The organism is Acidovorax sp. M14, assembly GCF_049331375.1.
Classification (GTDB): domain Bacteria; phylum Pseudomonadota; class Gammaproteobacteria; order Burkholderiales; family Burkholderiaceae_C; genus Acidovorax.
In genome coordinates this window covers 320,293-339,397 of sequence record NZ_CP186263.1, presented here as the reverse complement: position 1 = coordinate 339,397, position 19,105 = coordinate 320,293, and the positions used below count along the sequence as shown (strand labels likewise).

The 19,105-nt window shown below is 67.0% G+C and carries 17 protein-coding genes and 1 pseudogene; 14 read left to right on the top strand and 4 right to left on the bottom strand.

The window, feature by feature from the left end; translation table 11 throughout:
- Positions 1-5 precede the first annotated feature (5 nt).
- On the bottom strand, positions 6-1,049 hold the full coding sequence (locus ACOYR4_RS01590) for a rod shape-determining protein (RefSeq protein ID WP_008907364.1): 1,044 nt from the start codon (positions 1,047-1,049) through the stop codon (positions 6-8).
- A gap of 207 nt (positions 1,050-1,256) precedes the next feature.
- On the opposite strand from ACOYR4_RS01590, the gene gatC reads away from it, so the two are divergent.
- The 3 genes from gatC to gatB are packed head-to-tail and all read left to right on the top strand — an operon-like array spanning position 1,257 to position 4,545.
- Complete coding sequence (gene gatC, locus ACOYR4_RS01585; RefSeq protein WP_015012145.1) at positions 1,257-1,556, top strand: Asp-tRNA(Asn)/Glu-tRNA(Gln) amidotransferase subunit GatC; 300 nt, start codon at positions 1,257-1,259, stop codon at positions 1,554-1,556.
- 12 nt (positions 1,557-1,568) lie between these two features.
- A complete protein-coding gene (gatA, locus tag ACOYR4_RS01580; protein ID WP_422848425.1) occupies positions 1,569-3,095 on the top strand; it encodes an Asp-tRNA(Asn)/Glu-tRNA(Gln) amidotransferase subunit GatA in 1,527 nt (508 codons plus the stop codon).
- 1 nt (position 3,096) lies between these two features.
- Positions 3,097-4,545, top strand: coding sequence for an Asp-tRNA(Asn)/Glu-tRNA(Gln) amidotransferase subunit GatB (gatB, locus tag ACOYR4_RS01575; RefSeq protein ID WP_422848424.1), 1,449 nt, complete (start codon positions 3,097-3,099; stop codon positions 4,543-4,545).
- Positions 4,546-4,653: 108 nt separating this feature from the next.
- Here the strand turns inward: gatB and ACOYR4_RS01570 are convergent, their stop codons facing one another.
- Both ACOYR4_RS01570 and pyrE read right to left on the bottom strand, forming a co-directional pair.
- The gene (locus ACOYR4_RS01570) at positions 4,654-5,352 is read right to left on the bottom strand and encodes a DUF4124 domain-containing protein (protein WP_209816519.1); all 699 of its coding nucleotides are present in this window, start codon (positions 5,350-5,352) and stop codon (positions 4,654-4,656) included.
- A gap of 5 nt (positions 5,353-5,357) precedes the next feature.
- On the bottom strand, positions 5,358-6,056 hold the full coding sequence (gene pyrE / locus ACOYR4_RS01565) for an orotate phosphoribosyltransferase (protein ID WP_060986588.1): 699 nt from the start codon (positions 6,054-6,056) through the stop codon (positions 5,358-5,360).
- Positions 6,057-6,066: 10 nt separating this feature from the next.
- Between pyrE and ACOYR4_RS01560 the strand changes: the two genes are divergently transcribed.
- The 8 genes and pseudogenes from ACOYR4_RS01560 (at position 6,067) to ACOYR4_RS01525 (ending at position 14,346) form a co-directional block, all read left to right on the top strand.
- Positions 6,067-6,870 carry an exodeoxyribonuclease III gene (locus tag ACOYR4_RS01560; protein WP_291446488.1) on the top strand — a complete coding sequence of 268 codons (804 nt, stop codon included), beginning with the start codon at positions 6,067-6,069 and terminating at the stop codon, positions 6,868-6,870.
- A 25-nt stretch (positions 6,871-6,895) separates the two neighbouring features.
- A complete protein-coding gene (locus ACOYR4_RS01555) occupies positions 6,896-8,803 on the top strand; it encodes a GspE/PulE family protein (protein WP_015012139.1) in 1,908 nt (635 codons plus the stop codon).
- A gap of 248 nt (positions 8,804-9,051) precedes the next feature.
- Positions 9,052-9,549 carry a molybdopterin-dependent oxidoreductase gene (locus tag ACOYR4_RS01550; RefSeq protein WP_422848423.1) on the top strand — a complete coding sequence of 166 codons (498 nt, stop codon included), beginning with the start codon at positions 9,052-9,054 and terminating at the stop codon, positions 9,547-9,549.
- Positions 9,470-11,190, top strand: a pseudogene (locus ACOYR4_RS01545) (GGDEF domain-containing protein). Before ACOYR4_RS01550 ends, ACOYR4_RS01545 begins: the two are co-directional and overlap by 80 nt.
- Before the next feature lie 23 nt (positions 11,191-11,213).
- The gene (locus ACOYR4_RS01540) at positions 11,214-11,576 is read left to right on the top strand and encodes a response regulator (protein ID WP_422848422.1); all 363 of its coding nucleotides are present in this window, start codon (positions 11,214-11,216) and stop codon (positions 11,574-11,576) included.
- 1 nt (position 11,577) lies between these two features.
- Positions 11,578-12,192, top strand: coding sequence for a chemotaxis protein CheC (locus tag ACOYR4_RS01535; protein ID WP_422848421.1), 615 nt, complete (start codon positions 11,578-11,580; stop codon positions 12,190-12,192).
- Positions 12,193-12,361: 169 nt separating this feature from the next.
- Entirely contained in the window at positions 12,362-13,000 is a 639-nt protein-coding gene (locus tag ACOYR4_RS01530; protein ID WP_110960447.1) for an MBL fold metallo-hydrolase, read from the top strand.
- A 245-nt stretch (positions 13,001-13,245) separates the two neighbouring features.
- Entirely contained in the window at positions 13,246-14,346 is a 1,101-nt protein-coding gene (locus tag ACOYR4_RS01525; protein ID WP_422848420.1) for a GGDEF domain-containing protein, read from the top strand.
- 183 nt (positions 14,347-14,529) lie between these two features.
- Here ACOYR4_RS01525 and ACOYR4_RS01520 read toward each other — a convergent pair whose 3' ends face one another.
- Complete coding sequence (locus tag ACOYR4_RS01520; RefSeq protein ID WP_422848419.1) at positions 14,530-15,381, bottom strand: M48 family metallopeptidase; 852 nt, start codon at positions 15,379-15,381, stop codon at positions 14,530-14,532.
- Positions 15,382-15,511: 130 nt separating this feature from the next.
- On the opposite strand from ACOYR4_RS01520, the gene ACOYR4_RS01515 reads away from it, so the two are divergent.
- The 3 genes from ACOYR4_RS01515 to ACOYR4_RS01505 all read left to right on the top strand — a co-directional run bounded on the left by ACOYR4_RS01515 (position 15,512) and on the right by ACOYR4_RS01505 (position 19,085).
- Positions 15,512-16,906: an AmpG family muropeptide MFS transporter gene (locus tag ACOYR4_RS01515; protein WP_422848418.1), complete on the top strand. Its 1,395-nt coding sequence runs from the start codon at positions 15,512-15,514 to the stop codon at positions 16,904-16,906.
- A gap of 150 nt (positions 16,907-17,056) precedes the next feature.
- Positions 17,057-17,779, top strand: a complete 723-nt coding sequence (locus ACOYR4_RS01510) for a response regulator transcription factor (RefSeq protein ID WP_043565051.1) — start codon at positions 17,057-17,059, stop codon at positions 17,777-17,779.
- Between the two features lie 49 nt (positions 17,780-17,828).
- Positions 17,829-19,085, top strand: a complete 1,257-nt coding sequence (locus ACOYR4_RS01505; RefSeq protein WP_015012130.1) for a HAMP domain-containing sensor histidine kinase — start codon at positions 17,829-17,831, stop codon at positions 19,083-19,085.
- Positions 19,086-19,105: the final 20 nt, after the last annotated feature.

Here is a 19,105-nt window from a genome sequence, read left to right as displayed (position 1 = left end):
CCGGCTTACTCGCTCGTGAAAATGCTGCCCAGGCGGTCCATGCGCTCCAGGGCGATGCCGCAGCCGCGCACCACGCAGGTCAGCGGGTCTTCGGCCACCAGCACGGGCAGGCCGGTTTCTTCGGCCAGCAGGCGGTCCAGGTCGCGCAGCAGTGCGCCGCCGCCAGTCAACATCATGCCGCGGTCGGCAATGTCGGCGCCCAGCTCGGGGGGGGTTTGTTCCAGCGCGTTCTTCACGGCCGAGACGATCTGGTTGAGCGGGTCAGTCAGGGCTTCCAGCACTTCATTGCTGGAGATGGTGAAGCTGCGTGGCACGCCTTCGGACAGGTTGCGGCCTTTGACTTCCATCTCGCGCACTTCGGAGCCCGGGAAGGCCGAACCGATGTTCTTCTTGATGGCTTCGGCCGTGGGCTCACCGATCAGCATGCCGTAGTTGCGGCGGATGTAGCTGATGATGGCTTCGTCGAACTTGTCACCACCCACACGGACGCTGCCCTTGTAGACCATGCCGCCCAGCGAGATCACGCCGACTTCGGTGGTGCCGCCGCCGATGTCCACGACCATGGAGCCGGAGGCTTCCGACACGGGCAGACCGGCGCCGATACCGGCCGCCATGGGTTCTTCGATCAGATAGACCGCCGTGGCGCCTGCGGCCTCGGCGGCGTCCTTGATGGCGCGGCGCTCGACCTGGGTGGAGCCACAGGGCACGCAGATGATGATGCGCGGGCTGGGGGTGAACAGCGTGCGCGGGTGCACCATCTTGATGAACTGCTTGATCATCTGCTCGGTGATCACGAAGTCGGCAATCACGCCGTCCTTCATCGGGCGGATGGCCTCGATGTTGCCGGGCACCTTGCCCAGCATGGCCTTGGCCTCGTGGCCTACGGCCTGGATGACTTTCTTGCCGTGCGGACCGCCTTCGTGGCGGATGGCGACGACGGAGGGTTCGTCGAGGACGATGCCTTTGTCGCGGGCGAAGATGAGGGTGTTGGCTGTGCCAAGGTCAATGGCCAGGTCGGTGGAGAAGTACCGACGGAAAGCTCCGAACATTCAAAAGTCCTCTCGGGCACGGCATGCGCGTCGGCCTGCCATCGCCAGGTATTTCAGGGGGTGTTTATTGGCTTTTTTCACGCAATTGACTCCCATTCCGGGAGCTTTGCGGCAAAGCCGGGATAATACCCCATCCCCTGTGAATAACTCCCTCCGGCGCGGGCCGGATCACAGCTTTACGTCTGGTTTCTTTAGATTTTCCTCCCTATGGCACTGACCCCCCAGGACATCGGCCGCATTGCCAACTTGGCGCGGCTTGAGCTGACACCTTCCGAAAGTGAGCGCATGCTCACCCAGCTCAACGGCTTCTTTGACATCGTGGAACAGATGCGGGCTGTGGATACTTCGGGCGTCACGCCCCTGGCCCACCCCGTGGCCGCCATCCAGGACGTGCAGCTGCGCCTGCGCGACGACGTAGCCAGCGAGCCCAACCAGCGCGAAGCCAACCAACAAAGCGCCCCCGCCGTCGAACGAGGCCTGTTCCTCGTGCCCAAAGTGATCGAGTAAGAACCCCGCCGCATGACTTCCACCGCATTGCATGACCTGGGCGTGGCCCAGCTGGCCACCGAACTGCGCGAGCGCCGCGTCTCGGCCGTCGAGGCCGCCCAGCATTTCCTCGCCCGCGCACAAGCCCACCAGAACCTGGGCGCCTACGTGGCCGTAAACCCTGACATCACCCTGGCCCAGGCCCGCGCCCAGGATGCCGCCATTGTCGCAGGCACGGCAGGCCCCCTGGCGGGCGTGCCGATTGCGCACAAGGACATCTTCGTCACCAAGGGCTTCCCCAGCACCGCCGGCTCCAAGATGCTCGCGGGCTACCAGTCGCCGTTTGACGCCACCGTGGTCACCAGGCTGGCCGATGCGGGCGCCGTGACGCTGGGCAAGCTCAACTGCGACGAGTTCGCCATGGGCTCGGCCAACGAAAACTCGGCCGTCGCCCCCGTGGGCTTTGATGCCCCGGCCCCCGTGCGCAACCCCTGGGCCACCGACCGCATTCCGGGCGGCTCGTCCGGCGGCAGCGCAGTGGCCGTGGCTGCGCGCCTGGCCCCGGCCGTCACCGGCACGGACACGGGCGGCTCCATCCGCCAGCCCGCCTCGTTCTGCGGCATCACCGGCATCAAGCCCACCTATGGCCGCGCCAGCCGCTACGGCATGATTGCTTTCGCCTCCAGCCTCGACCAGGCGGGCCCCATGGCCCGCTCGGCCGAAGACTGCGCGCTGCTGCTGTCCGCCATGTGCGGCCCCGACCCGGACCGCGACTCCACCAGTCTGGACGTGCCGGCCGAAAACTTCAGCGCCAAGCTCAATGACAGCATCGACGGCCTGCGCATCGGCATCCCCGCCGAGTTCTTTGGCGAAGGCCTGGCACCCGATGTGCGTGCCGCCGTGGATGGCGCACTCAAGGAATACGAAAAGCTCGGCGCCAAGCTCGTGCCCATCAGCCTGCCGCGCACGCAGCTGTCCATCCCGGTCTACTACATCATTGCCCCGGCCGAGGCGTCGTCCAACCTCTCCCGCTTTGACGGTGTGAAGTTCGGCCACCGCGCGAAGGACTACACCGACCTGGTAGACATGTACAAGAAGACCCGCGCCGAAGGCTTTGGCGATGAGGTCAAGCGCCGCATCATGATCGGCGCCTATGTGCTGAGCCACGGCTACTACGACGCCTACTACCTGCAGGCGCAGAAGATCCGCCGCATGATCGCCGACGACTTCCAGAACGCGTTCAAGGAGTGCGACATCATCGCCGGCCCCGTGGCACCCACCGTGGCCTGGAAGCTGGGCGACCACGGCAACGACCCGCTGGCCGACTACCTGGCCGACATCTTCACGCTGCCCGGCTCGCTGGCCGGCCTGCCCGGCATGAGCGTGCCCTGTGGTTTTAGCGATGGCGGCATGCAAGGCTCAGGAGCGGAAGTCGGCAAGCCGCTTCCGGTGGGCCTGCAGCTGATTGGCAACTACTTCCAGGAAGCCCGCCTTCTGAATGCTGCGCACCGCCTGCAGCAAGCCACCGACTTCCACCTCCGCCGTCCGGAGGGCTTCTGACATGACCGCCAAACTGATCCATGGCTACGAAGTCGTCATCGGCTTCGAAACCCACACCCAGCTCGCCACCCAGAGCAAGATCTTCAGCCGCGCCGCCACCGCCTTTGGCGCCGAGCCCAACACCCAGGCCTGCGCCGTGGACCTGGCCCTGCCCGGTACCCTGCCCGTGATGAACCGCGAGGCCGTGGCCTGCGCTATCAAATTAGGACTGGCCCTCGGCTCCCACATTGCGCCCGTGAGCATTTTCGCGCGCAAGAACTACTTCTACCCTGACCTGCCCAAGGGCTACCAGATCAGCCAGTTCGAGATCCCAGTGGTGCAGGGCGGCGAGGTGTCGTTCTTCCTGGGTGACGAAAAGAAAACCGTGCGTCTGGTACGCGCCCACCTGGAAGAAGACGCCGGCAAGTCGCTGCACGAAGACTTCATCGGCCAGTCGGGCATCGACCTGAACCGTGCCGGCACGCCCCTGCTGGAGATCGTGACCGAGCCCGATATCCGCAGCAGCGAAGAAGCCGTGGCCTATGCCAAGGAACTGCACAAGATCGTGACCTGGATCGGCATCTGCGACGGCAACATGCAGGAAGGCAGCTTCCGCTGCGACGCCAACGTGTCGGTGCGCAAGCCCGGCCAGCCGCTGGGCACCCGCCGCGAGATCAAGAACCTGAACTCGTTCAAGTTCATGCAGCAGGCCATCGACTATGAGATCCGCTGGCAGATCGAGCAGATCGAAGACGGCCACGCCATCCAGCAGGCCACCGTGCTGTTCGACCCTGACACGGGCGAAACGCGTGCGATGCGCACCAAGGAAGATGCTGCGGACTACCGCTACTTCCCCGATCCCGATCTGCCTCCGCTCCACATTTCAGAGCAGTGGGTGCTGGAAGAACGGGCGCAGATGGCTGAATTGCCCCGCACCATGGCGGCACGTTTTGTGGCGGACTATGGCCTGCCCGAGTACGACGCCACCACGCTCACGCAGAGCAAGGCGATGGCAGCGTACTTTGAGGCGGCGGCCAAGGCCTGCGGCCAGCCCAAGTTGGCCAGCAACTGGATCATGGGCGAGGTGTCGCGCCGCCTGAACATGGCGGAGACCGGTATCGAGCAGGCTCCTGTGACTGCAGCGCAGCTGGCCACATTGATCGGCCGCATTGCCGACGGCACCATCTCCAACAACGCCGCCAAGCAGGTGTTTGATGCGCTGTGGACCGGGGAGTCGAACGACGTGGACGCCGTCATCGAATCCAAGGGGCTCAAGCAGATGAACGACTCCGGCGCGCTGGAGAAGATCATCGACGAGGTGATTGCCGCCAACCCCGACAACGTGGCGCAGTTCCGTGCGGGCAAGGACAAGGCGTTCAACGCACTGGTCGGCCAGATCATGAAAGCCAGCAAGGGCAAGGCCAACCCGACGCAGGTCAACGAGCTGCTGCGCGCCAAGCTGGCGGGCTGACGCACGCCGATCGGCGGCAACACCAACAACAAAGGGCCGCGAGGCCCTTTGTTGTTTGGATCTACTGGTGAACGGCGCAGGCGACGGGAGCGCTCTCAGCGCATGGCCCTATCGCGTGGCGGCGGGTGCAGCGGCATCGCTGGCGGGCGTTGCGCCCGGCAGGGGCATGCGCTGCGCCTCCCACAGCTTGCGGAGTTGGGCCAGCTCCACGTCAAACCGCTGGTGCACGCGGCGCTTTTCCTGGTCTTGCCCGGCAATGAACCGCTGCTGCTCGGCAATGCTCTCTTCGTTCTCGGCAATCTTGCGGCGCAGCGACATCGGCGCCTTGCTGGGGTCCTTCTTGTAGAACTCCATCTCGACGTCAAAGGCCTTGCGCTGCTGTGTCAGCTCGACCAGGCGCTTTTCGGCAGTGGCGGTCACATCGTCCACCAGTTGGATGGCCGCAGCGCGCTCCACATCGTGTGCTGCCTTGTCCGGGTAACGGGCGGTCAGTGCGCGTTCGCGGCGGCGCTCCTCCAGCTCGCGGGCACGGGCTTCGGCCTCCTTGCGGCGCTGGGCCTCTTGCGCGGCGCGCTCCTGCTCGGTCAGCGAAGGGCCAATTTGCCGCCGCACAATGCCCGAGGGCCCGAGTTCGCGCTGCTCGCGGTCCAGGCATTCAGCAATCGGACGGTCGGCCGTCAGGCGCCGGCCATTGCGGTCCACGCACGTGTAGATGCCACCCGACGGACTGGGGGCTTGCGCCCACGCCAAATCAGCGCCCAGGGTGGCCAACAGAACCCCGCCCACGATCCACGCCGATTTGCTCAATCCGTCTACCCCTCGTTGACGCCGTATCGCTGGCGGTAGGCCAGCACCTTTTCGTGATGGGAACGCATCCCCTCTTCCCCGTTTTGCTCCAGGAAGAGCAATAAGTCTGCCAGCCGTGCAATGGCACACACCTGCATGCCCAGCTGGTTGCGCACGTACTGCACCGCGCTGTGGTCCACGTCCTGGCCATTCTCGGTGGCTTTTTCCTGGCGGTCCAGCGCAATGGCCACGGCATGGGGCGTGGCGCCTGCCGCCTTGATGATGGCGATGGACTCCCGGGCGGCGGTGCCGGCCGACATCACATCGTCCACGATGAGTACCCGGCCCTTGAGGGGCGCGCCCACCAGGGTGCCGCCTTCGCCATGGTCCTTGGCCTCCTTGCGGTTGTAGGCAAAGGGCACGTTGCGCCCCAGGCGCGCCAGCTCCACGGCCACGGTGGCAGCCAGCGGAATGCCCTTGTAGGCGGGCCCAAACACCATGTCGAATTCGATGCCGCTGGCCAGCAGGGCTTTTGCATAGAATTCCGCGAGCCGGCCAATCTTGCGGCCATCGTCAAACAGTCCGGCGTTGAAAAAATAGGGGCTCAGGCGCCCGGCTTTGGTCTTGAATTCGCCAAACCGCAGCACGCCCGACTCCACCGCAAAACGCACGAAATCCTGCGCCAGCTGGCCCTGTTCGGGGGTTTGCACGCCAACATCCACCATGGGGAAATCCTTGTTCAAGTTAACCAGCCTCAATCTCAATGGCATCCGCTCGGCCACCAGCAAAGGCGTGGAAAGCTGGATGGCAGCCACGCGGCCGGATTGTATTTGCGTGCAGGAAGTGAAGGCCCAGGCGGCCGACATGGCCAACCGGTTCGAGCGCCTCGCGGACCTGCAGGGGCACTTTCACTTTGCCCAGAAAAAGGGCTATTCGGGCGTGGGCATCTACACGCGGCACGAGCCATCGGATGTAGTCGTTGGCTATGGGTCTACCGAGTTCGATGCAGAAGGCCGATATGTCGAGCTGCGTTTTGACACGCCCGCCCGCAAGCTGTCGATCATCAGTGCGTACTTTCCGAGCGGCTCGTCCGGCGAAGAGCGCCAGCAGGCCAAATTCCGCTTTCTGGCCGAATTCCACCCCCACCTCATGCGCCTGAAGGCCGAGCGCGACTTCATCCTGTGCGGCGACATCAACATTGCGCACCAGCAAATCGACCTCAAAAACTGGCGCAGCAACCAGAAGAACAGTGGTTTTTTGCCCGAAGAACGCGCCTGGATGACAAAGTTGTTGCACACAACTGATGAAGGCGGCGGCATCATAGACGTTTACCGTCAGTTACAACCTACCGCCACCGACACCGCCTACACCTGGTGGAGCAACCGCGGGCAGGCCTATGCCAACAACGTGGGTTGGCGGCTGGACTACCACCTGGCCACCCCTGCGATCGCGGCGCTGGCGCGCGCTGAACATATTTACAAGGGCGAAAAGTTCTCGGACCACGCACCCATCACGGTGGATTACGCACTGACCCTATAAGCCCCGCCCCAGCCCCTTTGCCCCGATGACCGACGCCAGCACCTCCGCCCCGCCTCCCGCCCACAGTTTCCGCCCCCAAAGCGCCGAGGCGCTGTGGCGCCAGATCTCCACCCCCCACCCCACGGTGGGCAAGGCGCGGCACCTGGGCGAGGCGCTGGTGCACGCGGGGCTGCTGTCCACACCGGACCTTGCAGAGGGCCTGCAGGCGCAGCAGGAGGAGCGCGGCAACGGCGTGCAGCGGCCCATCGGCCAGATACTGGTGGACCGGGGAGCGCTCACCCAAGACCAGCTGCGCAGCGTGATTGCCACCTGGCTGGGCGAATACACCGTGCACCCCGGCGACATCACACCCGAAGCGTCGGCCCTGGCCCTCATCCCCCGCGCCGTGGCGGAGCGGGAATCCGTGCTGCCCCTGATCGCGCGCGATGACGCCCTGGTGCTGCTGATGGCCGACCCCTGGGACCGGGTGCTGATCGACGAGATCCGCTTTCTGACCCAACGGCGTCTGATTCCGCTGCGGGCATCGCCCGGCACGCTGATGCCCGCCATCCACAAGGCCTACCGCACCCGCCCTGCCGACGCGGGCGGAGCGGCAGCCGGCGCACGTGCCACCTCGCAGGAGCTGCTGACCAACCTGGCCACCGCGTCGCCGGACGCCGATACCGAGCAGGCCGACGTGATCAGCGAGTCGGACAACACCCTGGTGCGGCTCATCAACTCGGTGATCGACGAGGCCATCAGCCACCGGGCGTCGGACATCCACATCGAGACCGAACCCGCCCCGCACAACGTGCGCGTGCGCCTGCGCATCGACGGCGACCTGGTGCCCTACCTGGAGCTGCCCGCGCGCTATCGCTTCGCGATGGTGGCGCGCATCAAGATCATGGCCAGCATGGACATCTCGGAGCACCGCAAACCGCAGGACGGCAAGATCGACTTTGCGCGTTTTGGTGGCCCGCCGGTGGAGCTGCGCGTGGTCACCGTGCCCACCTCGCGCGGGCTGGAGGACGTGGTGCTGCGCCTACTGGCGGGTGCCAAGCCGCTGCCGCTGGAGAACATCGGCCTGAGCCAGCCCAACCTGCTGGCGCTGCGCGCGGTGGTGCAAAAAAGCTATGGCCTGGTGCTGGTGTGTGGCCCCACGGGCTGCGGCAAGACGACCACGCTGCACTCGGTGGTGCGCGACATCAACACCGCAGGCCGCAAGATCTGGACGGCCGAAGACCCCATCGAGATCACCCAGGAGGGCCTGCGCCAGGTGCAGGTGAACCCGCGCATCGGCTGGACCTTTGCCGCCGCCATGCGCACCTTTTTACGCGCCGACCCGGACGTGATCATGATCGGCGAGATGCGCGATGAAGAGACGGCGCGCATCGCCATCGAGGCCTCGCTCACTGGGCACCTGGTGCTGTCCACCCTGCACACCAACTCCGCGCCCGAAAGCATTGCGCGCCTGCTCGAAATTGGCCTGGACCCGTTCAACTTTTCGGACTCATTGCTGGCCATCCTGGCGCAGCGCCTGGTGCGCCGCCTGTGCACCTCTTGTCGCGAGCCGCGCGTGGCCGACGACGAGATGCTGACGGGCCTGGCGTCGCAGTACCTGGACAGTGGCACCCACAACACCGCCGAAGCGCGCCAGGCGCAGATCGGGCGCTGGCGCCAGCAGTACGGCGGTGCCCAGGGCGAGCTACGGATGTGGCGCCCCGTAGGCTGCGCCAAATGTGAAGGCCACGGCTATCACGGCCGTCTGGGCATCCACGAGCTGATGATGAGTGACGAAACCATTCGCCAGCACATCCGCCACCGGGCCCCGGCCTCGGACATCCGGCACTCCGCCCTCACCGCCGGCATGCTCACCCTGCGCCAGGACGGCATCGAAAAGGTGTTGCAGGGCCTGACCGACATGAGCGAAGTGGTTGCGGCCACCAACCTGTAGCCCCGACAGCGGCATGTTGGCCGCCAACCCACCGGCAAATACCGTCAACAATTGTCAAAACTACCCATCTTGCGGCAATTTTCCATTGGACGGCGGCCGGTTTTCCTGCTTTCACGGGCATAGTCAAGCCGTACCAGCCGCCGTACCTGGAGCCATTCCGGGCCCTGCCGTGCTGGTGGGATGTGAAAGTGGTGACGATGTTGTTCCGATTTCTGGCTCTCCTGCGGGCCCGCACAGGCACTGCCCTGGTGACCCTACTGGGCCCGTTGAGCCTGTGCCTGCCGCTGTGGGCCCACCCCGCTCCGGTGTGCCCCGCCCCCCAGGGCCGCAGCGTTCTGCGACTGCAGCCTGCGGGCGACGGCCCGGCACAGGCCTGCGACCTGCAGGCCCTGGAGCGGCTGCCAGCGCGCGACATCACCACCGCCTTGCCCCCTGCGCTGGGCCTGGCGGGCGAACACCGCTGGACCGGTGTGCCGCTGCGCCACCTGGTCGAGCAGCTTGGCGGTAGCGAGCGCAGCCGCATCGTGCTGACGGCCCTGAACGACTATGCCGTCGAGATCCACTGGAGCGACCTGCTCCGCTACAACCCCGTGCTGGCCTACCGGCGCGACGGCCAGCGCATGGGCATCCGCGACAAGGGGCCGCTGATCCTGATCTACCCGTTCGATGCCCATCCTGCCCTGCAGCAAGGGCAGGACTACGTCAACCGCACCATCTGGCAGGTCCATGCCGTCTCCGTCCGCTAAGCCGCAGGCGCCCACCACCGGCAGCCCGCGCACGGCCTACCGGCTGCTCGCCCTGGTGGTGGCCATGGCCCTGGGTACGTCGGTGGCCCTGTGGTGGACGCTGCGCCAGGCACAGGACCTTGCGCAGCCCCACCAGCAAAACGACCTCTGGTACATCGCCAGCGTGCACAACGAGCTGGCGCGGGTGAGCCTGCTGGCACGCCAGCTGCGGGCCCGCGAGGCCAGCGCGCAAGACCTGATCGACCGGCTGGACGTGCTCTACAGCACGCTGGACACCACGGGCCGTGGACCGCATGTGAGCACCCAGCTGCGCGATGCGCTGCCGGACACCGCACAAGGCCTGGACAACTTGCGCACCCAGGTCGAGCGCTGGTCGGCACTGGCCAGCGCGAACACGAACACCAAGCCCCACGAATCCGGCAGCACCGCAGCGCGGCGCACAAACCCGACCGCCGCACCACCCCAAGCGCTGCGCGTGGCCGAGGACATCACCCGCCAGTCCGACGCATTGCTGGAGCGCCTGCGCCAGGCGGTGGCCACCGTGCACCTGTTCAGCACCCAGCAGACAGACCAGGCGCGCCGGCAGCTGCACCAGCGCTTCATCGTGCTCAGCGTGGTGCTCAGCGCCCTGCTGGTGGGCACCACGCTGCTGATTGCGCGGCTGGTGCAGGACGCACGCGCCGCCGCCGCCGCATCGCGGCAACTGGCGCAGACCAACCGGGAGCTGGAAGACCGCGTGGCCCGCCGCACACGCAAGCTCGAAGAAAGCCGTGCGCTGCTGGGCTTCATCCTGGACACCAGCCCCAGCGATGTGCTGCTGGCCGAGGTCGAGAGCGGCCGCGTGCATTTCATCAACCACCGGCTGACCGAGCGGCTGGGCCTCCCGGCCGCGCCCCAGACCCTGTTCCTGCCCGACCTGCTGCACGACCCTGATACCCGCCAGCGCTTTATGCAGACGCTGGACCAGTACGGCCAGGTCGATGCCATGGAGGCCCAGATCGGCACCCATGCTCCGCGCTGGAGCTCGCTGTCGGCACGCCTCATCGATGTCGAGGGCCGGCTGGCCCACCTGCTGTGGGGCTTTGACATCAGCACCCACAAGGCCCTGGAGGCCCAGCTGCGCGAGCTGGCCACACGCGATGCACTCAGCGGGCTGCTGAACCGCCGAGCGTTCATGGAGCGCAGCACGGCCTTGTTCGACCACTGCCGCCGCCACGGGCAACCGTGCACCGTGCTGATGATCGACATCGACCATTTCAAGCGCATCAACGACCAGCATGGGCACCAGATGGGCGACACCGCCATCCGCGCCTGCGCAGACGCCATCGGCCAGGCCCTGCGCGAGGCAGACCTGCTCGGCCGCCTGGGGGCGAGGAATTTGCCGCGCTCCTGCCCCACGCCAGTGCCGACAGCGCCCGCCAGGTGGCCGAGCGCATCCGGGGCGCCATCGCGCAGCTGGGGCTGGTGTCGCCATCCGGGCATCCGGTCACGTTCACCATCTCCATCGGCATGGCTGCCAGCGAGCGCCACCACACGGGCATCGAGCCGCTGCTGGCCGATGCCGACGCGGCGCTGTACCGCGCCAAGGCCACCGGCCGCAACCGGGTGCTGGCCCACGAGGCCGCACTTCCCGCCCATTGATCTCCACCCACGACACAACGGCCATGAGCCTTCGCCTTTTGATAGTGGATGACAGCCGCATGTCCCGCCTGATCCTGCAGGGTCTGGTGCTGCAGGCCCACCCCGACTGGACCATCGTGCACGCCAGCAGCGGCGAAGAAGCCCTGCAGCAGGTGCGCGAGAGCCCTGTGGACCTGGTTTCCATGGACTTCAACATGCACGGCATGAACGGCCTGGAAGCCGCCCTGGCGCTGCGCCAGCTGCTGCCCCAGGTGCCCATTGCCATCCTCACGGCCAATGTGCAGACTGCGGTGCAGGAGCGCATCGAAGAAGCCGGCATGGTGTTCATCGCCAAGCCCATCACCGCGCAAGCCGCCCAACAGCTCGCCGCCCTCGCAGGAGCCTGACATGCCCATTCAGCTAGACGCCGAACAGATCGATGCCCTGAGCGAGATCTTCAACATCGGCGTGGGCAAGGCCGCTGCCGCCATGGGCAGCCTGCTGCGCGACGAGGTGCTGCTGTCGGTGCCGCATGTGAGCGTGTTCACCGTGAGCGAGGCCGCGCAGCAGCTGGGCACCCAGGGCCAGCCTATGTATGGCGTGCGCCAGCCGTTTCGCGGCGTGCTCAATGGCGATGCCTTGCTGATCTTTCCGGGGCATCGCAGCCTGGAGATCGTGCGCATCGTCGCCGGGCAGAACGTGCCGCGCGAAGACCTGAGCGCCATCGAACAGGATGCGCTGACCGAGGTGGGCAATGTGATGCTCAATGCCTGCATCGCCGCCTTGTCCGACCTGCTGGGCCACGAGTTCGAGCTGAGCCCGCCACGGTTCGACATGGGCGACAGCCGCACCATCCTGGGCACCCGCATCCAGAACCACCTGGTGGTGTTCCTGCACATCCGCTTTGAGCTGCTCAGCAGCCAGATCGAGGGCTTCGTGGTGTTCGTGCTCAACACCACGTCGCTGGAAGGCCTGCGCACCGCCGTGAACCGGCTGCTGGGCCGGCCTGTGGACGCCGACTGAGGCCCGAAGCGGCCAAGCGGCCGCCAATGGGAGCCGCGCGCTGCACAGGCCCTGTGCGAAACTCGCGGCTGTTGCCTTCCGGCCCTGCCGCCACCCCGCCAGCCCGCTGTCACCCTGTGGGGGATAGCGGCACTGGCGTGACGGGCGCTGGGCTTACTGCCTCCATCCCATGCTCCGCTACCTCACCGTCCCAGTCACTCCTTTTCAGCAGAACGCCTCCATCGTCTGGTGCGACGCCACCCGGCAGGCCGCCGTGATCGACCCGGGGGGCGACCTGGACACCTTGCTGGCCGCAGTGGAAGAACACGGGCTGACGCTGTCGCAGATCTGGCTCACCCACGCGCACATCGACCACGCCGGCGGCACGGGCGAGCTGGCCCAGCGCCTGTCGCTGCCCATCGTCGGACCCCACCCTGGCGACCAGTTCTGGATCGACGGGCTGCCGCAGCAAAGCGCGATGTTCGGCTTTCCGCCCGCGCAGCACTTCACCCCCACACGCTGGCTGCAAGACGGCGACACGGTGCAGATTGGCAACGAGACCTTGAACGTGCGCCACTGCCCTGGCCACACGCCCGGCCACGTGGTGTTCCACGCGCCGCAGATCGACCGCGCGTTTGTGGGCGACGTGCTGTTTGCAGGTAGCATCGGCCGAACGGATTTCCCCCAGGGCAACCACCAGCAGCTCATCGACAGCATCACGCAGCGGCTGTGGCCCATGGGCAACCAGACGGTGTTCATCCCCGGCCACGGACCGGAGAGCACCTTCGGGCGCGAACGGCAAAGCAATCCCTACGTGGGCGGGACCTGAGCGTTGATCGCCAATGCTCCTGTATTCATAGCACCTCAGGCATATTGCACTAGCGCATCTGGCTGATTGGGCTTGAAATGGGTTGCAGGAGGCCGTCGCAGGCCTCTGGGGCGTGCTCCGCGCCGCTGGGGGCGCAGCGGCGATCAGGCCCCGGGATACCGGCCAGTTCGCCGCACCTCCGACACCGCCGGGGGGCTACGATGGTGTGGTTTGCCACCCCTGCGGGCCGCCCATACCCCTGTGCCATGACCCCATCCAACGCATCGCGCCCCCCGCTTGAACCCCAGCGCGGCTCCAGCCTCGCGGGCAAGGCTTACTGGGCGATGGTGCAGCGGGTGGCGCTGACCGCTGCCACCATCGACGCGGGCTACATCCTGCTGTTTCTCTGGCTGGGCTCGATGCCGCTGGCGGCCATCAATGTGCTGAGCATTGCCATGTACCTGGGCGCCTACCGGCTCATCCAGAAGCGCTACAACACCGCCGCGCTGGCCCTGATCTGGCTGGAGGTGATCGGGCACTCGGCCCTGGGTTCGCTGCTCATTGGCTGGGAGAGCGGCTTTCACTACTACCTGCTGATGTTCATCCCCGCCATCGTGATCGCCAACACGCGCGGCTATGCCACGCCCATGGTGCTGGCCCTGCTGGCCTACTACCTGGGCCTGCACATGCTGAGCGACGCCGTGGGGCCGCTAGACCCGCTGCCCGCGCGCAGCGTGAAGATCGTGAACTGGGTGCACATCTGCGTGGTGTTTGCCATGTCGGCAGCGCTGTCGGCGTTCTACCGCCGCACCATCCTGATCGCCGAGGCGCGCCTGCGCAAGCAGGCCACGCGCGACCCGCTGACCGGCCTGGCCAACCGCAGCCACTTTGACGCACAGGCCACCGAGGCGCTGGAGCGCAGCCAGCGCAGCGGCGCGCCCGTGACGCTGCTGCTGTGCGACGTGGACCACTTCAAGCGCGTGAACGACCAGTACGGCCACGCCGTGGGCGACCAGGTGCTGGTGGCCATGGGCCAGGTGCTGGCCGACAACCTGCGCGAGGGCGATGTGCTGGCGCGCTGGGGCGGCGAAGAGTTTCTGGCACTAATGCCCGCCAGTCCGCTGGACGCCGCCAGCGCCACGGCCGAGCGCATCCGTGCCGCTGTGGCCCAGGCACCGCTGCCCGTCGGCCCTGAGCCATTGGCCCTGACGCTGTCGTTTGGCGTGGCCCAGGTGCACGGGCCGGACGACCTGCAGGCCGCCATCGCCCGCGCAGACCAGGCGCTGTATGCCGCCAAACACGCGGGGCGCAACCGGGTGCAGCTGGCGGGTGAAAACGCCACCGACGCAGTGGCGGCCAGCGCTTAGGGCAACGCTGAATAAGTCCCCGCAGTGGCGCGCACCCTGATTTGGGATGGGATGCAAGGCGCAAACCACAGCGATAGCCGTAGCTATCGCGAGGATTTGCAACGCGGCAGACCGCCCAAAGCAGGGGTGCGCGGTGCGCGAGGGACTTGTTCAGCGTTGCCTTAGATACGCTGGCTCGGCGGTTCAACCGTTGCGGCGCGCGGCCTCGTACAGGCCCTGTACCTTGGGCACGTTCAGCTCCAGCTCGCGGATGCGCGCAGGGCCTGAAGGGTGGGTGGACAAAAATGCCAGCCCGCCTTGCTTGCTGCCGCTGGCGTTGCCCATCTTCTGCCACAGGCTCACGGCGGCCGATGGCTGGTAGCCCGCGCGCGCGGCCAGCTCCAGCCCCACCAGGTCGGCCTCGCTTTCGTCCGAGCGGCTGAACTGCAGCGTGAGCAACTGCCCGCCCAAGCCCGCTGCCGCCTGCCCCAGGTCGCCCAGCCCCAGCAGCTGCGAGCCCAGGCGCAGAGCCAGGTTGGTGCCCTGCGTCTTGGCGATGCGCTCGCGCGCATGTTCACGCAGCGCGTGGGCCATCTCGTGGCCCATGACCATCGCAGTCTCGTCGTCGGTGAGCTTGAGCTGGTCGAGGATGCCGGTGTAGAACGCAATCTTGCCGCCGGGCATGCAAAACGCATTGATCTGCGAGCTGCCAATCAGGTTGACCTCCCACCGCCACTGGCGGGCGCGGTCGTTCCAGGGCGTGGCGTACGGGATCAGCCGCTTGGCGATGGCATGCAGGCGCTGTAGCTGGGGGTGGCTGTCGGGCGCCAGCGCGCGCTTGGCACGGGCCTGCTCCAGCATTTGGCGGTACTGCTGCGCGGCAGACTGCTCCAGCGTCTCGGCGGGCACCAGCTTGCGCAGGCTGGAGGACGAGCCCACGTCCACCTGCGCCATCACCGGCGTGGCCGCTGCGGCACCCGCCGCCAGCAGGAACGCGCGGCGTGCGGACCAGGGGGACGACTGCGCGACGGAGGGAGCGGGGCAGAAAAGACACATACAAGGCAAATCCAGAAGGAATAATGAGCAGCGCTGGCACACAACACACCAGAGCCTGCCGCGCAGATGGAGGCTGACAGGATGGCTACAAGGGTGCGTCGGCGATGATAGACAAAACCCCCGCTCGCCCATGTCAGACACCTCCACATCTTCCACCCCCAACCTCGCTCCCGCTACCGCCCCGGACAAGCCCCCGCGTACCCCCTGGCTGCAAACCCTGCGCGTGTACCTGGAGCCCGCCAGCCTGCGCATGCTCACGCTGGGCTTCTCGGCCGGGCTGCCGCTGCTGCTGGTGCTGGGCACGCTGAGCTTTCGCCTGCGCGAGGCGGGCATCGACCGCAGCACCATCGGCTACCTGAGCTGGGTGGGCCTGGCCTACGGCTTCAAGTGGGTGTGGGCGCCGCTGGTGGACCGCATGCCCATCCCGGTGCTCACACGGCTGCTGGGGCGGCGGCGCAGCTGGCTGCTGCTGGCACAGCTGGTGGTGGTGGCGGGCCTGGTGGGTATGGCCCTGGCTGACCCGCGCCTGACTCTGGGGCCCATCGTGTGGTGCGCCCTGGCCGTGGCATTTGGGTCGGCCACGCAGGACATCGCGCTCGATGCCTTCCGCATCGAATCCGCCGACGCCAACCACCAGGCCGCGCTGGCGGCGTCGTACCAGACGGGTTACCGCTTGGCGATGATCTGGGCCGGAGCTGGCGTGCTGTGGATTGCCGCACGCTCCGAGGTCGCGCCCGCTGTTGGCCAGATCCTCGCGCAAGGTGCCGCCACGTACCAGAACGGCGCCTGGCAGGCCGCGTACCTGGCCATGGCCGCGTCGATGGTGGTGGGCATTGTCACCGTGCTGTTCTCGCGCGAGCCCGCGCCCGTGGCGCTGCCTCCCGCCAAGAACGCTGCCGAGTGGATCCAGGGCGCGCTGGTGGCCCCGTTTGTCGACTTCCTGCGCCGCTATGGCTGGCATGCGGCGCTGATCCTGGCGCTGATTGCCGTCTACCGCATCAGCGATGTGGTGATGGGCATCATGGCCAACCCGTTCTACGTGGACATGGGCTACACCAAGGACGAAGTGGCCGCCGTGACCAAGATCTACGGTGTGATCATGACTCTCGCTGGCGCCTTCGTGGGCGGCGTGTTGTCCATGCGGTTTGGCGTGATGCGCATCCTGATGCTGGGCGCCATCCTTAGCGCGGCCAGCAACCTGCTGTTCGCCTGGCTGGCCGGCCACGGGCACGACGTGACGGCGTTGATCGCCGTGGTCTCGGCCGACAACCTGGCCAGCGGCATCGCCTCGGCCGCGTTCATTGCCTACCTGTCGAGCCTGACCAACGTGAGCTACTCAGCCACGCAGTACGCGCTGTTCAGCTCCATGATGCTGCTGCTGCCGAAGTTTGTGGCGGGCTTCTCGGGCGACTATGTGGATGCGTTTGGCTACGCCCAGTTCTTCACCTCCACGGCGCTGCTGGGGCTGCCGGTGCTGGTGCTGGTGTGGCTGGCATCGCGCATCCAGAAGGTCGGTGGCGCCTGATTCATATGCCCAGACAGCTACTCAATCAATAGCAAATCCTGAAGCCTCTCGCCACCCGGTTTACCGGAACTTTACGGGGGCTTCAACACGGGGAGACGGCTCTACCGGACCATGAAGACCGTTTCAAAGCCTCGCTACTACACTGCCCCCATGAGCTCCCAACTGCTGATGATCGAAGACGACGCCCGCCTTGCGCAGATGGTGGGCGAGTACCTGGGCCAGTCGGGCCTGCAGGTCACGCACCGCGCCGATGGCAAAAGTGGCCTGGCGCAGCTGCAGGGCCCTGATGCGGGCCCACTGCCCGACCTGGTGATCCTGGATTTGATGCTGCCCGACATGGATGGACTAGAAGTGTGCCGCCGCATCCGCTCGCTGCAAGGCAACGCGGCGCAGGTGCCGGTGCTCATGCTCACCGCCAAGGGCGACCCCATGGACCGCATCATCGGGCTGGAGCTTGGCGCTGATGACTACCTGCCCAAGCCCTTTGAGCCCCGCGAGCTGCTGGCCCGTATCCGCGCCATCCTGCGCCGGCGCACGGACGGCGGCGGTGCGGCCGCTGCCACCCAGGTGCTGCGCTTTGGCACGCTGGAGATTGACCGCGACGCGCGCACCGTGACTGTGGCGGGGCAGGCAGCGGACCTCACCTCGTACCAGTTCGACCTGCTGGTGGCATTGGCCGAGCGCGCGGGCCGGGTGCTCACCCGCGACCAGATCATGGAGGCGGTGCGCGGCCGCGAGCTGGAGGCGTTTGACCGCAGCATCGACGTGCACATGGGCCGTATTCGAGCGGCCATCGAGCAAGACGCCAAGAACCCGCGCCGCATCCTCACGGTGCGCGGCGTGGGCTATGTGTTTGCCAAACAGCAGGATTGATCGCTGACGCAGGCACCCGCTGCCTGCGCTGCCGCCCCACGCACCACGCATGTCCCTGTCCAACCCCTTCTCCCGCCGCCTTTATCTGCGCATCTGGCTCGCCGTGGTCGGCGGCATGGCGGTGCTGACGCTCACCGTGGGCTGGGCCTGGCGCATCGCCGAGGAGCAAAAGGCCCAGAACAACCAGCCGTTTGTGCCGCCCTCGCGCGAGATGGCGGTGCGCGACCCGTCGGGCAACCTGGTGCTGCGCGGTATGGCCACACGCCAGCCGTCCGAGCCGGGCGAGGTGGTGGAATTCCACATCGAGGCAGAAAACGGCCAGATCTTCACCCTGCAGATGGCGCCGCGCCAGCCGCGCATGGGCCGCAACGGCGGCCGACCCGGTGGCCCCGGCCAGGACGAGGCCGCGTTCTGGACCCGGCCGCCCTTCGGCTTCTTGTGGCTGCTGGGCATCGTGGGCCTGGCAGTGGCGGTGGGGGTGTACCCCATCATCCGCCGCCTCACGCAGCGGCTGGAGGCCTTGCAGCGCAGCGTGAAGAAGTTTGGCGAGGGCGACCTGTCGGTGCGCGTGCCCGAGCAAGGCCAGGACGAGGTGGCCGACCTCGCACGGCAGTTCAACGCAGCGGCCGAGCGGGTGGAAACCCTGGTCAAGTCGCACAAGTCGCTGCTGGCCAATGCCTCGCACGAGCTGCGCTCGCCCCTGACCCGCATCCGCATGGGGCTGGAGCTGATGGGCGGCCAGCAGCCCTCGCCTGCGTTCCGCGAAGAGATCCTGCGCAACATCGCCGAGTTGGACCAGCTGGTGGACGAGATCCTGCTGGCCAGCCGCCTGGATGCGCGCGAGGCCGACGTGGGCACGGTGGAACTGGTGGACCTGATTGGCCTGGCCGCCGAGGAATGCGCGCGCGTGGACGCAGACCTGGATGTGAGCGCCAGCCCCGACTCGCTGGAAGTGCGTGGCGTGGCCAAGCTGCTGCGCCGGGCCATCCGCAACCTGCTGGAGAACGCACGCCGCTACAGCACGGGCGAGATCACGGTGGTGGTGCACCGCCGCCAGGGCCGCGCCGAGGTGCATGTGTGCGACCACGGCCCGGGCGTGCCGCCCAGCCAGCGCGAGCGCATCTTCGAGCCCTTCTACCGCCTGCCGGGCGCCAGCGAGCGCGCGGGCGGTGTGGGCCTGGGACTGGCGCTGGTGCGGTCGATTGCCGGGCGCCATAACGGCACCGTGCATTGCCAAGACCGGGCTGACGGCGACAGCGGCGCGTGTTTTGTGCTGGCGCTGCCGCTGGCACCGTCCACGCACTGATCGAGACGGGAACCGGCGTG